The following is a 13,451-nucleotide window of genomic DNA, read 5'->3' as shown; positions in this document are numbered from 1 at the left end:
CTTGTTACTGGAAAATATTTATAATTTAAGTAAAGATATCTTTACTTTTGAAGGTGGATCCTATGGGTGTGAAAAATAAAATAAAAGAGTTAAGAAAGCAAAATCATATAACACAAGTTGAAATGGCAAAGGCGATGCAGGTGACGCGGCAGACGATTGTGGCGATTGAAAACCATCACTATAACCCGAGTCTAGAGTTATCCTTAAAAATCGCCAAATATTTTGGAGTGAAGGTGGAGGGAATCTTTACGCTGGAGTAAGGGGGAAAGAAAATAAATGATAAGTTTGAGAGATTTCAATTAGATTAAACGTTTAAATATATAAGGATTGATTTTGGTTTATTAATAAGTATGGCATCGACGAGTGTGTTAGCAACAAAGAATAATAGATAGAAAAAGGGGAACTGGGATGGAATTACCGGTGTTATGTGTCGCTACAGCTATATTTGCGCTTCTTTGGGGAATGCAAAACTTTTCTCGTAATCCAGTGCCAAGTATTTGTATTATGATTGGTACTGTAGGTTTAACGTATTATTTATTAGTATTAGCCCATTATCATAAAACGGCAACGAGTGTTGTTGTTGGAGCACTTATTTTATTTTGTGGGCGCGCCATACAAAAGGGGTTATTTCCATAAAAGCTGTTTATACACTTTGTATAAACAGCTTTTTGTATTTTTTTACAAATTACTTGAAAGTTACGTAACGTCATCTTTTATAATGAAGGGGAAGAGGTGATGGTAGTGATTTCAATACAACAATTGACGAAAGAAACAGGGATAACAGTACGTACATTACGTTATTATGATCAAATAGATTTATTAAAGCCGAGCGGGAAAACAGAAGGTGGGCATCGTTTATATAGTGAAGTTGACGTAATAAGGCTGCAACAAATTTTATTTTTAAAGGAAATGGGATTTTCATTAAAAGAGGCTGCGAATATGTTAGTAAAAGGTGAGCTTAACTTAAAGGATTCTCTTGAAAAACAACTTCGGTTTGTACAGGAAGAACAAAAGAAATTTAATCGAATGGAGCGTGTTTTACAAGCTGTTGTTTATTCGGTAGATGTGGAGGGAGATCTTGATTGGAAAGTTATGTTTGAACTTATTCAGCTTTCGAAACAGTCTCCTCGTATACGTGAAATATTCCAAAATGAAGTGTTTTCAAAGGAAGAACAAAAGTTGCTTCACAATTTGCCGAATATGAGTGAAGAAGATCCGAATGTTTTAGAATGGGTAGATTTATTAAAGCAATTCCGTACTTTTATGAAGGAAGGTAAAGAAGCTGCTAATGATGAGGTACAAGGGGCAACGAAAAAATTAATGCAGAAGTGTTTAGAAATGGCTAATGGTGACGAAGCATTTTTAGATAAGTTATGGGAAGTTAGAAAATCGAAGGAAGATTCACAGAAAATGAGCATGTATCCAATTGAAGAAGAACTTTTAATATATATGGATGAAGCTTTTCGTATTTATGATGAAAAGGAGAAGGATAAATGAGTATACTCGCAGAATATCGTTGGTATTTTTTAATTGGGGCAGAAATTGTATTTTGGTTATCAGCTATCGGTTTCTTTTTACTCCGTTACGGATTCCGTTTGAAAAAGGCGAGCTTTATTATGGGGATTGTACTCCTCGTAAATGAAGTGTTTATTTTAACATTAGGGGTAGTGGACTATTATCAAACAGGAAAGTTCTCTAATTTTCAAATCATTACTGTAATTATTTTATTGTATGCAGTTTTCTACGGGAAAAAGGATTTGAAGAAGCTGGATATATTTGCGCAAAAGCTAGTTGCGAAATGGCGTAATGAACCAGCGCCAATTATGGAAGAGCACGTAGAATTAACAGGTATGGCCTATGCGAAGCAGGAAATAAAAAATTGGGTATTACATCTTGTTTTATTCGTTGGTGTGCACATATTCTTTTTCTTTGCGTATGGATTTATTTCGTTTGAACAATGGGGTAATTGGTTAGAATCGGGAATCGTTTTAAATAAAGCTGCAAGTCGCGTGAGCCAAGTGTGGGCAATTATATTTTTAGTTGATACAGCGATTTCATTTTCATATGTGATTTTTCCGAAGAAGGAGAAAGGAAAAGAAAAGCTACTTTCATAGTTGAAAGTAGCTTTTGGGTATACAAATAATTTTTATAGGAGAGGATGACAATAGGAAAAAGAATCAGTTTTATATGTCTATTTCTCTTTAGTTTAGTAGCATGTGCACCATCTAACACTACAATTAACAAGAAGAATGATGTCATTGTAAAGGGAACCAGGATTTCCAATCTAGATAAATTCGAGCAGTTCGTTTGGAATGTGGAACAAGGGAAAGTTGATGAAATAAGAATTGTACAGTATACCGATGAAGGTGACCCGGTTTTTCAAACGTTAGAGCATAGTGGGAAAGATATCCTTTATGTGTTAGATAGTAGACAAGACAAATTTGCTGGTGAGGATAAAAGGTTATATAAAGATAGCTGTAAAAGGATTGTTAAAGAGCAGCGTGAATCGCAAACGGCTTATAGGTTAATAGACTGTGTGAATGAAAATGGGCGCAATGGATATGACTTAGTATATGTACCTAAAAAATAGAGTTAGTAGAGGAAGGAAGTATTTACTCCTTCCTTTTTCTATGTGTATATTGTCGAAAACTTTACCGAATATCTGTTCGTTTTTTTAGGTTTTTTATAGGTATTCGTGGTAAAATAATAATACAGATTTTTATGAGGAGGTCGGATTTTCTTGGAACGTCAATTTGAAATTGTCTCAGCGTATTCCCCGCAAGGTGATCAGCCGGTAGCTATAGAGAAGCTTGTAGAGGGAATTAATAGTGGAAAGAAAAAGCAAGTGTTGCTTGGAGCGACAGGAACGGGTAAGACATTTACGATTTCAAATGTCATTAAAGAAGTGCAAAAGCCAACACTTGTCATGGCTCACAATAAAACATTAGCAGGTCAGTTATATAGTGAGCTAAAAGACTTTTTCCCGAATAATGCAGTTGAATATTTTGTTAGTTATTACGATTATTATCAGCCAGAAGCGTATGTACCACAAACAGATACGTTTATTGAAAAGGACGCGCAGATTAATGATGAAATTGATAAATTGCGTCACTCGGCAACGTCTGCATTATTTGAACGGGACGATGTAATTATCGTTGCGAGTGTATCGTGTATATATGGTTTAGGTTCTCCTGAAGAATACCGCGAGTTAGTTGTGTCACTTCGAGTTGGTATGGAGAAGGACCGCAATCAATTGCTTCGTGAACTTGTTGATGTACAGTATGGACGTAATGATATTGATTTCAAGCGTGGTACATTCCGTGTGCGCGGAGATGTAGTTGAAATCTTCCCAGCATCACTTGATGAGCATTGTATTCGGATTGAATTTTTCGGCGATGAAATTGATCGTATTCGTGAAGTAAATGCGTTAACAGGTGAAGTATTAGCAGAACGTGATCATGTAGCAATCTTCCCAGCATCTCACTTCGTTACACGTGAAGAGAAAATGAAGGTCGCTATTGAAAATATCGAAAAAGAATTAGAAGAGCGTTTAAAGGAATTAAATGATAACGGTAAGTTGCTAGAAGCACAGCGTATAGAGCAACGTACACGTTATGATTTAGAAATGATGCGCGAGATGGGCTTTTGTTCAGGGATTGAAAACTATTCCCGTCATTTAACACTTCGTCCAGCGGGTGCAACGCCGTATACGTTATTAGATTATTTCCCGAAAGATTTCTTAATTGTTATGGATGAGTCGCACGTATCAGTGCCACAAGTAAGAGCGATGTATAACGGGGACCAAGCACGTAAGCAAGTGCTTGTGGATCATGGATTCCGTCTGCCGTCAGCTTTAGATAATAGACCGCTCATGTTTGATGAGTTTGAGGAGAAAACAAATCAAGTTATTTACGTTTCGGCGACGCCAGGACCGTATGAGTTAGAGCAGTCACCAGAAGTAATAGAACAAATTATTCGTCCAACAGGGCTTTTAGATCCACCAATCGATATACGACCTATTGAAGGTCAAATTGACGATCTATTAGGAGAAATTCAAGATCGTATTGCAAAAAATGAACGTGTACTAATTACGACTTTAACGAAGAAAATGTCAGAGGATTTAACGGATTACTTAAAAGATGTAGGAATTAAAGTGAACTATCTTCACTCTGAAATTAAAACGTTAGAACGTATTGAAATTATCCGTGACCTTCGCCTTGGTAAGTTTGATGTACTTGTCGGTATTAACTTATTACGAGAAGGATTAGATATTCCAGAAGTATCACTTGTAGCGATTTTAGATGCTGATAAGGAAGGGTTCTTGCGTTCAGAACGTTCGTTAATTCAAACGATTGGTCGTGCGGCGCGTAATGAAAACGGCCGCGTTATTATGTACGCAGATCGCATAACGAGATCGATGGGAATTGCAATTGAAGAAACGCAGCGTCGTCGTACTATACAAGAAGCTTACAATGAAGAGCATGGTATCACGCCGAAAACGATTCAAAAAGGTGTTCGTGATGTAATCCGTGCAACGACAGCGGCTGAAGAGACAGAAACATACGAAGCAACTCCTGCTAAGAAAATGACGAAAAAAGAGCGCGAAAAGACAATTGCGAAGATGGAAGCAGAGATGAAAGAAGCAGCAAAAGCGTTAGACTTCGAGCGTGCAGCTGAACTAAGAGATTTACTATTAGAATTAAAAGCGGAAGGGTGAAAAGAGTGAGTAAGAGCAAGGATTTTATCGTTGTAAAAGGTGCTAGAGCACATAACTTAAAAAATATTGATGTAACCATTCCGAGAAATCAGCTTGTCGTTGTAACGGGATTGTCTGGTTCGGGGAAATCATCATTAGCATTTGATACGATTTATGCAGAAGGGCAGCGCAGATATGTAGAATCGTTATCTGCGTATGCGCGCCAGTTTTTAGGACAAATGGATAAGCCGGATGTAGATACGATTGAAGGATTGTCACCGGCGATTTCAATCGATCAAAAAACGACGAGTCGTAATCCACGTTCAACTGTCGGAACAGTGACGGAGATTTATGATTATTTACGTTTATTATTTGCACGAATTGGTACGCCAATTTGTCCGAATCATGGGATTGAAATTACATCACAAACAGTCGAGCAGATGGTAGACCGTGTTCTTGAATATCCTGAGCGTACGAAATTGCAAGTGTTAGCGCCTATCGTGTCTGGGCGTAAAGGAGCGCATGTGAAAGTACTTGAAGATATTAAGAAGCAAGGGTATGTTCGTGTACGTGTTGATGGTGAAATGCTTGATGTGTCTGAAGAGATTACGTTAGATAAAAATAAGAAGCATTCCATTGAAGTTGTAATTGACCGTATTGTTGTAAAAGAAGGAATCGCAAGCCGTCTTGCTGATTCACTTGAAAGTGCATTAAAGCTTGGCGGAGGCCGAGTGTTAATCGATGTAATGGGAGAAGAGGAACTTCTATTTAGTGAACATCATGCTTGTCCGAATTGTGGTTTTTCAATCGGAGAATTAGAGCCGCGTATGTTCTCATTCAACAGTCCATTCGGAGCATGTCCTTCTTGTGATGGACTTGGTTCAAAGCTAGAGGTAGATTTAGAACTTGTTATTCCGAACTGGGATTTATCATTAAATGAACATGCGATTGCTCCATGGGAACCGACAAGCTCACAATATTACCCACAGCTTTTACAATCTGTATGTAATCATTACGGCGTTGATATGGATGTGCCTGTGAAAGATATACCAAAAGATTTATTTGATAAAGTGTTGTACGGAAGCGGTGAAGAGAAAGTTTATTTCCGCTATGTAAATGAATTTGGTCAAGTAAAGGAAAATGAGATTTTATTTGAAGGTGTTATTCCAAATATCGAACGTCGTTATCGTGAAACGAGTTCTGATTATGTCCGTGAGCAAATGGAAAAGTATATGGCAGAGCAAGCTTGTCCGAAGTGTAAAGGTGGACGCTTAAAGCCTGAGAGTTTAGCTGTTTTCGTTGGTGATAAAACGATTGCTGATGTAACGAAGTATTCTGTTCAAGAAGTACAGGAATTCTTCTCGAATGTGGAGCTAACGGAGAAACAACAAAAAATTGCTCATTTAATTTTAAGAGAAATCCAAGAGCGCGTTGGGTTCTTAGTGAACGTCGGTTTAGATTATTTAACGTTAAGTCGTGCCGCAGGAACTTTATCAGGTGGTGAGGCGCAGCGTATTCGTTTAGCGACGCAAATTGGTTCTCGTCTTACTGGCGTACTTTACATTCTTGATGAGCCTTCTATCGGTTTACATCAGCGCGATAACGATCGTCTTATTCGTACGTTGCAAGAAATGCGCGATTTAGGTAATACATTAATCGTTGTTGAGCATGATGAAGATACAATGATGGCTGCTGATTATTTACTTGATATCGGACCGGGTGCAGGTATTCACGGTGGGCAAGTTGTATCGGCAGGGACACCAGCTGAAGTGATGCAAGATGATAATTCGTTAACAGGAAAATATTTAAGTGGTAAAGAGTTTATTCCAGTTCCACTTGAAAGACGTAAAGGTGACGGACGTAAAGTGGAGATTGTCGGTGCAAAAGAGAATAACTTAAAGAATGCAAAAATGTCATTCCCGCTTGGTACGTTTGTAGCGGTAACAGGTGTATCTGGATCAGGTAAAAGTACGATGATTAATGAAGTACTATATAAATCGTTAGCGCAAAAGTTATATAAAGCGAAAGCGAAGCCAGGTACTCATAAAGAGATTAAAGGTCTTGAACATTTAGATAAAGTAATTGATATTGATCAATCGCCAATTGGTCGTACACCACGTTCTAATCCAGCGACGTACACAGGTGTATTCGATGATATTCGTGATGTGTTTGCACAAACGAACGAAGCTAAAGTGCGCGGATATCAAAAAGGACGTTTCAGCTTTAACGTAAAAGGTGGCCGTTGTGAAGCGTGCCGTGGAGATGGAATTATTAAAATCGAAATGCATTTCTTACCAGATGTGTATGTTCCGTGTGAAGTTTGTCACGGTAAACGATATAATCGTGAAACGTTAGAAGTGAAATATAAAGATAAGAATATTTCTGAAGTGTTAGGGATGACAATTGAAGATGGAGTAGAATTCTTCGCCAATATTCCTAAAATTAAGCGTAAACTTCAAACGCTTGTAGATGTTGGGCTTGGTTATATGAAATTAGGGCAACCAGCAACAACATTATCTGGTGGGGAAGCACAGCGTGTGAAATTAGCTTCTGAATTACACCGTCGTTCTACAGGTCGTACGTTATATATTTTAGATGAGCCAACGACTGGTTTACATGCGCATGATATTGCACGTCTTCTAGAAGTGCTGCAACGTCTTGTTGAGAGTGGTGAGACGGTACTTGTAATTGAACATAATTTAGATGTGATTAAAACAGCTGATTATATTGTTGACCTTGGACCAGAAGGCGGGGACAAAGGTGGACAAATCGTCGCTTCGGGAACGCCAGAGCAAGTAGTAAAAGAAGAGCGCTCGTATACTGGTAAGTATTTAAAAGAGATTTTAAATCGTGATAAAGCAAGAATGAAAGAGAAAATAAAAGAAGTAGAGTTATCGCAATAAGTTTATTGATGAAAACCGAGTGGAAATGACGCTCGGTTTTTATTGTATAGGGGGAGATGATGGAGTTTTTAGATGTGTTGCGAAAGAAGAATATGAAGGTAAGAAAGTTCCAAAAGTGGGGTGTATATTTTCGGAAGCGCTGGGAGAATAACTTTGCAAACCATTTAAGTGATGAAGAAAAAGAAGACATTTTCTTTTACGGAGATAAGTATGTATGTGGATATCTTTGGCACATATTTAGTTATGAGAAAAAGAAGTGCTTAGAAGGAATAGAAGCAGAGAGCGCGTTTCATAATGAAGTGAAAAAGGAGTGCTACATTTTCTACCAACACTGTGATGAGGTACTATTAATAAAGGATGCGAGTTTATTACATATGGATGATACATTGTGTGAGACAGATGATGCGTATAAAGGTGATATCTATATTGTAGATAAAGATTTCACTTGGACTTTTGTAAAAACTCATGAACATAGATGGTGTGGTCCCTATTTCACAAAGAAATGTTGGTAGGTATACAAGCGTGAAGAGTAGAATAAGTTGGTATAAGTATTTGTATGATACTTGCGTTTATTGTCTATTAGCGTATGATGAAATATATATGTTAAAAGGATGTGTAAGAAAATGAGATGGATTGTATCACTTCTTGTAAATAGCGTTGTGTTAATCGCTGTATCGGGACTTTTAAAAGGGATTGCACCAGACGCGTTTTACGTAGCAAATATACAAACTGCAATTATTGCGAGTATTATTTTGGCTGTTTTAAATGTGTTCGTAAAGCCGTTTTTAATTTTAATTACGCTACCAATTACTGTTGTAACTTTCGGCTTCTTCTTAATTGTTATTAATGCGATTACGTTAAAAATAGCAGATTCATTATTAGGAGATGCTTTTAATATATCAGGATTTGGTGTAGCGATTGTTGCGGCAATTTGTATTTCAATTTTTAATATGATTATTGAAAAGGCAATTGTGGAACCTCTATATGAAAAAAAGAGAAAATGACAAAAAGAAAAACATTTCATTATTCGTATGAAATGTTTTTTTCTATTTATCAGAAACCGTATTTCTTGTTTCCAGAAAAAAATGGTACAATATCCGGTAGAATGGAATTTTACATCAAACGAGACTGAACCCGCAGCGGAGTGGAGGTTTATACATATGCCAAAAGTAAGGACAAAAGATTTAATTGAACAATTTCAATTGGAGTTAATAAGTGGTGAGGAAGGAATTCATCGTCCGATTGATACAAGTGATTTATCACGACCTGGAATTGAAATGGCAGGATTCTTTACATATTATCCAGCTGATCGCGTGCAGCTTCTTGGAAAAACGGAGCTTACGTTCTTTGATACGTTAACGACAGAACAAAAACAAGAGAGAATGAAAGCGCTTTGTACCGAGGAGACGCCATGTATTATTATAACTCGTAATCAAGATGTACCAGATGAGTTATTACAAGCATCACGTGAATCAGGCATGCCTTTATTACGTTCTTCTCAAACGACAACGAGATTATCAAGTCGTTTAACCAATTATTTAGAAGGTAAGCTAGCACCAACAACTGCTGTTCATGGTGTATTAGTGGATATTTACGGTGTTGGTGTTTTAATTACAGGTCAAAGTGGTGTTGGTAAAAGTGAGACAGCTCTTGAACTTGTGAAGCGTGGCCATCGCCTTGTTGCGGATGATAGTGTAGAAATTCGCCAAGAAGATGAAGACACATTAGTAGGAAGCTCACCAGATTTAATTGAGCATTTATTAGAAATTCGTGGTCTAGGTATCATTAACGTTATGACGTTATTCGGTGCAGGGGCAGTGCGAAATTATAAGCGTATTACACTTGTTATTAATCTTGAAATTTGGGATCAAAAGAAAAATTATGATCGCTTAGGTCTTGATGAAGAGAAGATGAAAATTATTGATACAGAACTTACGAAGATTACACTTCCGGTTCGTCCTGGTCGAAACTTGGCTGTTATTATTGAAGTAGCAGCGATGAACTTCCGTTTAAAGCGTATGGGAGTCAATGCAGCACAGCAGTTCTCAGAACGATTAATGAGTGCGATTGAGTTAGGGAATCAGGAGTAAACATTGGAGAGGGAGGTCATACATATGCTGTTAGGTTCTGTACCGCAGCTTGACCGCGTAGCTGTCCAACTTGGGCCGTTTCCTGTTTATTGGTACGGGATTATTATCGGTACAGGTGTGCTATTAGGTCTTTGGCTAGCAACTCGCGAGGGAGAAAGGCTAGGTATTCCAAAAGATACATTTGTTGACCTTGTATTAATTGCAGTACCGATCGCTATTCTATTTGCGAGAATGTATTATGTTATTTTTGAATGGGAATATTACGCGCAAAACCCGAGTCAAATTATTAATATTCGTCAAGGTGGCTTGGCGATTCATGGTGGTTTAATCGGAGCGGTTATTACCGGAATTCTTTTTGCAAAGCGACGCGGGGTTTCATTCTGGAAGTTGGCGGATATTGCTGCGCCAAGTATTTTACTAGGACAAGCAATTGGCCGATGGGGAAACTTTATGAACCAAGAGGCACATGGTGATGAAGTAACGAGACAGTTTTTAGAAGGTCTTCATTTACCAGATTTCATTATTAATCAAATGTATATTGAGGGTGTGTACTATCATCCGACGTTTTTATATGAATCATTATGGAATTTTGTAGGTGTAATTTTACTACTTGCATTAAGAAAAGTGAATTTACGCCGCGGGGAATTATTCTTCACATATTTAATTTGGTATTCAGTAGGACGCTTCTTCGTAGAAGGCTTACGTACAGATAGTTTAATGCTAGGACCACTTCGCATTGCACAAGTAATGTCAATTGGACTTGTTGTTATTTCTATTATTTTCATTATTGTGAGACGAAAAATGGGGCAAGCTGATAAAAGATATTCGGAAAATTAGAGAAAAGTAGCATCTTATTGTAAGATGCTGCTTCTTTCATATTCAGGAAAGCGAAAGGACTAAGGCAATGAGAATAAATACAGTGTTATTTGATTTAGATGGAACTTTAATTAATACAAACGAACTTATTATTTCTTCTTTTTTACATACTTTAAATACATATTATCCAAATCAATATAAGCGTGAAGATGTGTTGCCATTTATCGGTCCATCTTTGCATGATACTTTCAGCAAGATTGATGAAAGTAAGGTTGAAGAGATGATTACAAGCTATCGCGAATTTAACCATGATCATCATGATGAATTAGTAGAAGAATATGAAACTGTATATGAAACAGTTCGAGAGTTGAAGAAGCAAGGTTATAAAGTTGGTATTGTTACAACGAAAGCGAGACAAACCGTTGAGATGGGATTACAGTTGTCAAAGCTTGATGAATTTTTTGATGTTGTCGTGACAATTGATGATGTAGAGCATGTGAAACCACATCCAGAGCCACTTCAAAAAGCGCTTGAATTATTAGATGCAAAACCAGAAGAGGCATTGATGGTTGGGGATAATCATCATGATATTGTCGGTGGTCAAAATGCGGGGACGAAAACAGCTGCGGTTTCATGGACGTTGAAAGGTAGAGCGTATTTAGAAGCTTACAAGCCGGACTTTATGCTAGATAAAATGAGTGATTTGCTACCGATTTTGTCTAATATGAACCGTTCATAAAGGTCCAAGTAAGTTAGTAGAGGAGCGAGCTCAGTGCGACGGACAACGCGCTATCCTGTTTCAGGAGGAAATTCATTATGGAATGTGTATAAAACAGTGTCTTTTTGGAAGGTAATGAAAAACTTTATTATTATCCAAATTGCGCGTTACACGCCATTTTTATCTGTGAAGAATTGGTTGTACCGTACTTTTTTACGGATGAAAGTAGGAAAGAAAACATCATTTGCACTTATGGTAATGCCGGATATTATGTTCCCAGAAAAGATAACTGTGGGAGAGAATTCGATTATTGGTTATAACACAACGCTTTTAGCACATGAATATTTAATTCGTGAATATCGACTTGGGGAAATCATCATTGGAAATGAAGTGATGATTGGAGCGAATGTAACAATATTACCAGGTGTGAAAATTGGAGATGGTGCGAATGTCTCAGCTGGCACACTTGTTCATAGAGATGTACCGAGCGGAGCTTTCGTAGGTGGAAATCCAATGCGTATTATTTATACGAAAGAGCAAATGACCGCAAGAGAAGGTTCATGGTGAAAATGTAACATTTCTCTTCTTTTTTTATGAATAAAAAGGAAATAATTGAGTAGAATATACTGTTTTGTTTTTTACGGAATCGTTTATACTTATAGATAGAAGAATGTGTGAACGAAGAAAACAAAAAACTGGAGGATATATGGGGAAAAATCAAAGAATATATAAGGAGAACGGACAAGTTATCTCTTTTAATCAGCTAGCGGACTTCTTTTATAAAAAAGGGATGAGAGCTTACAAAGGGCAAAAATTGCAAGATGCAATTAAATATTTTCGAAGAGCGGCACAAAGTGAGAAGGAGCCGTTTATTTTATGTCAATTAGCATCAGTATTATCTGAGGCTGGTGAATATCAAGAATCGAATCAAATCTTCTTAAAGTTAGTTAGATCTAATCCAGAACTTGAACAGTGCTATTATTTTATTGCAAATAATTATGCATATATGGGGTTATTTCAACAGGCGAAGAAATATGCGGATCGCTATTTAGAATTTGCAAAAGAGAAGGAATTCGTAGAAGATACATTAGAACTTCTTGAGATTATGGAAGAAGAAGCAATGGGTGCGGAAGAGATTGAAGATGAAGATGATTTAATTGTTATGCAGGAAGAAGCGAATCGTTATATTCGTAATGGACAATTGGAAGAAGCGATTGCTACATTAGAAATTGTTACGAAAGATTATCCGGAATTTTGGTCAGGTCATAATAATTTAGCCATTGCACATTTTCAATCTGGTAATGTAGACAAGGCACTGAAGTTAACAGAAATGATTTTAGAGAAAAATCCTGGTAATATACATGCGCTTTGTAATACGCTTATTTTTCTATATTCAATTGGAGAGCATAAACAAGTAGAAGCGTTAGCGGGACAGCTAGTTTCAGTATATCCGATTTCATTTGAACATCGTTTGAAACTGGGAACCACACTTGCAACGATTGGTTATTTCGAGCATGCATATAAATGGTTCAAATTATTAAAGCGTCAAGGATACGAGGGAGACGTTAGTTTTTATTATTGGTTTGCATATTCTGCTTATATGGTGAAAGATCAGCAACTAGCTGAAAAAATGTGGCAACATGTCGTGGAATTGCACCCTGATAAAAAAGGAAAAGAGCCCTGGAATGCGCTGAATTTAGCAGATGAAGGACAAAGTTTGCTATTTGAAGAATTACGAAAATCATTTCAGCAAAGTGCGACGTTAGAAGAACAAATGCTGGCTTTATATTTAATGAATGAATTGTCAACGCCGGAGAAGGTTGGATTCTTCTTTGATATAACGCAAGCGAAGAACGGTGTTCCCATCGTATCACAACTTGCAAATTACTTCTTTTTACTTAATAGTCATAAGAGTATTCCAGCTGATTTACAACAATTTGAGCAGTGCGTACGAATCGCGGATGCATTATACAATTATACGAAAAAAGATGATGAATTAATTGAAGAGTGTTTACACTTTTGGTTTTGTACGTTCATACGTTTATATACATCTGGAGATATATTTACAAATGTGTACGGCTGGTCAGCTGCGATTGAATACATTGTACGCGGCGAACAAGGAAATAAAATGACACAGTCGGAGCTTGGAGATGTATATAATGTATCTGTAGCGACTGTCCGAAAGTATGTGCAGGCTGTTAAGCGTACGCACACATAAGATAAGCAAA

At 37.2% G+C, this 13,451-nt stretch carries 14 protein-coding genes; all 14 read left to right on the top strand.

The genetic code is table 11. The annotated features are described in order from the left end of the window. Positions 1-62 precede the first annotated feature (62 nt). The gene (locus tag DOS87_RS28035; RefSeq protein WP_000538366.1) at positions 63-260 is read left to right on the top strand and encodes a helix-turn-helix transcriptional regulator; all 198 of its coding nucleotides are present in this window, start codon (positions 63-65) and stop codon (positions 258-260) included. Between the two features lie 148 nt (positions 261-408). Then, positions 409-636: a hypothetical protein gene (locus DOS87_RS28030; RefSeq protein WP_000422656.1), complete on the top strand. Its 228-nt coding sequence runs from the start codon at positions 409-411 to the stop codon at positions 634-636. A 99-nt stretch (positions 637-735) separates the two neighbouring features. Beyond that, entirely contained in the window at positions 736-1,497 is a 762-nt protein-coding gene (locus tag DOS87_RS28025; RefSeq protein WP_142330500.1) for a MerR family transcriptional regulator, read from the top strand. Next, positions 1,494-2,114 carry a hypothetical protein gene (locus DOS87_RS28020; protein WP_000025208.1) on the top strand — a complete coding sequence of 207 codons (621 nt, stop codon included), beginning with the start codon at positions 1,494-1,496 and terminating at the stop codon, positions 2,112-2,114. The genes DOS87_RS28025 and DOS87_RS28020 overlap by 4 nt, the downstream gene beginning before the upstream one ends. Positions 2,115-2,158: 44 nt before the next feature. After that, positions 2,159-2,590 carry a DUF4362 domain-containing protein gene (locus DOS87_RS28015; RefSeq protein ID WP_000151993.1) on the top strand — a complete coding sequence of 144 codons (432 nt, stop codon included), beginning with the start codon at positions 2,159-2,161 and terminating at the stop codon, positions 2,588-2,590. A 150-nt stretch (positions 2,591-2,740) separates the two neighbouring features. Continuing rightward, on the top strand, positions 2,741-4,717 hold the full coding sequence (gene uvrB, locus DOS87_RS28010; RefSeq protein ID WP_017763744.1) for an excinuclease ABC subunit B: 1,977 nt from the start codon (positions 2,741-2,743) through the stop codon (positions 4,715-4,717). Positions 4,718-4,722: 5 nt separating this feature from the next. Continuing rightward, a complete protein-coding gene (gene uvrA / locus DOS87_RS28005) occupies positions 4,723-7,599 on the top strand; it encodes an excinuclease ABC subunit UvrA (protein WP_208730160.1) in 2,877 nt (958 codons plus the stop codon). A gap of 59 nt (positions 7,600-7,658) precedes the next feature. After that, complete coding sequence (locus DOS87_RS28000; RefSeq protein ID WP_000394721.1) at positions 7,659-8,111, top strand: DUF4275 family protein; 453 nt, start codon at positions 7,659-7,661, stop codon at positions 8,109-8,111. Positions 8,112-8,222: 111 nt separating this feature from the next. Continuing rightward, positions 8,223-8,603 (top strand): phage holin family protein, encoded by a 381-nt coding sequence (locus DOS87_RS27995; RefSeq protein WP_001267308.1) that lies wholly within the window; start codon positions 8,223-8,225, stop codon positions 8,601-8,603. A 156-nt stretch (positions 8,604-8,759) separates the two neighbouring features. Continuing rightward, positions 8,760-9,689 carry an HPr(Ser) kinase/phosphatase gene (gene hprK, locus DOS87_RS27990; RefSeq protein ID WP_001127251.1) on the top strand — a complete coding sequence of 310 codons (930 nt, stop codon included), beginning with the start codon at positions 8,760-8,762 and terminating at the stop codon, positions 9,687-9,689. 24 nt (positions 9,690-9,713) lie between these two features. Next, on the top strand, positions 9,714-10,526 hold the full coding sequence (gene lgt / locus DOS87_RS27985; RefSeq protein ID WP_000924241.1) for a prolipoprotein diacylglyceryl transferase: 813 nt from the start codon (positions 9,714-9,716) through the stop codon (positions 10,524-10,526). Positions 10,527-10,593: 67 nt separating this feature from the next. After that, on the top strand, positions 10,594-11,244 hold the full coding sequence (gene ppaX, locus DOS87_RS27980) for a pyrophosphatase PpaX (RefSeq protein ID WP_001222403.1): 651 nt from the start codon (positions 10,594-10,596) through the stop codon (positions 11,242-11,244). Positions 11,245-11,277: 33 nt separating this feature from the next. Further along, positions 11,278-11,790 carry an acyltransferase gene (locus DOS87_RS27975; RefSeq protein WP_098577973.1) on the top strand — a complete coding sequence of 171 codons (513 nt, stop codon included), beginning with the start codon at positions 11,278-11,280 and terminating at the stop codon, positions 11,788-11,790. A 139-nt stretch (positions 11,791-11,929) separates the two neighbouring features. Continuing rightward, on the top strand, positions 11,930-13,441 hold the full coding sequence (locus tag DOS87_RS27970; RefSeq protein WP_000517718.1) for a tetratricopeptide repeat protein: 1,512 nt from the start codon (positions 11,930-11,932) through the stop codon (positions 13,439-13,441). The last annotated feature ends 10 nt before the right edge of the window (positions 13,442-13,451 follow it).

Origin of the sequence: Bacillus sp. CR71, from assembly GCF_003429245.1 — a bacterium.
GTDB lineage: Bacteria > Bacillota > Bacilli > Bacillales > Bacillaceae_G > Bacillus_A > Bacillus_A thuringiensis_S.
The sequence above is the reverse complement of the archived record's forward strand: the minus strand, read 5'-3'. Positions and strand labels throughout refer to the sequence as shown.

Bases quoted from the DNA above. Each gene is read 5' to 3' on its own strand.
- DOS87_RS27995 (WP_001267308.1), top strand. From the start codon at position 8,223: ATGAGATGGATTGTATCACTTCTTGTAAATAGCGTTGTGTTAATCGCT.
- DOS87_RS28025 (WP_142330500.1), top strand. From the start codon at position 736: ATGGTAGTGATTTCAATACAACAATTGACGAAAGAAACAGGGATAACA.
- ppaX (WP_001222403.1), top strand. From the start codon at position 10,594: ATGAGAATAAATACAGTGTTATTTGATTTAGATGGAACTTTAATTAAT.
- DOS87_RS28000 (WP_000394721.1), top strand. From the start codon at position 7,659: ATGGAGTTTTTAGATGTGTTGCGAAAGAAGAATATGAAGGTAAGAAAG.
- DOS87_RS28035 (WP_000538366.1), top strand. From the start codon at position 63: ATGGGTGTGAAAAATAAAATAAAAGAGTTAAGAAAGCAAAATCATATA.
- DOS87_RS28030 (WP_000422656.1), top strand. From the start codon at position 409: ATGGAATTACCGGTGTTATGTGTCGCTACAGCTATATTTGCGCTTCTT.
- DOS87_RS28015 (WP_000151993.1), top strand. From the start codon at position 2,159: ATGACAATAGGAAAAAGAATCAGTTTTATATGTCTATTTCTCTTTAGT.
- hprK (WP_001127251.1), top strand. From the start codon at position 8,760: ATGCCAAAAGTAAGGACAAAAGATTTAATTGAACAATTTCAATTGGAG.
- lgt (WP_000924241.1), top strand. From the start codon at position 9,714: ATGCTGTTAGGTTCTGTACCGCAGCTTGACCGCGTAGCTGTCCAACTT.
- DOS87_RS28020 (WP_000025208.1), top strand. From the start codon at position 1,494: ATGAGTATACTCGCAGAATATCGTTGGTATTTTTTAATTGGGGCAGAA.
- DOS87_RS27970 (WP_000517718.1), top strand. From the start codon at position 11,930: ATGGGGAAAAATCAAAGAATATATAAGGAGAACGGACAAGTTATCTCT.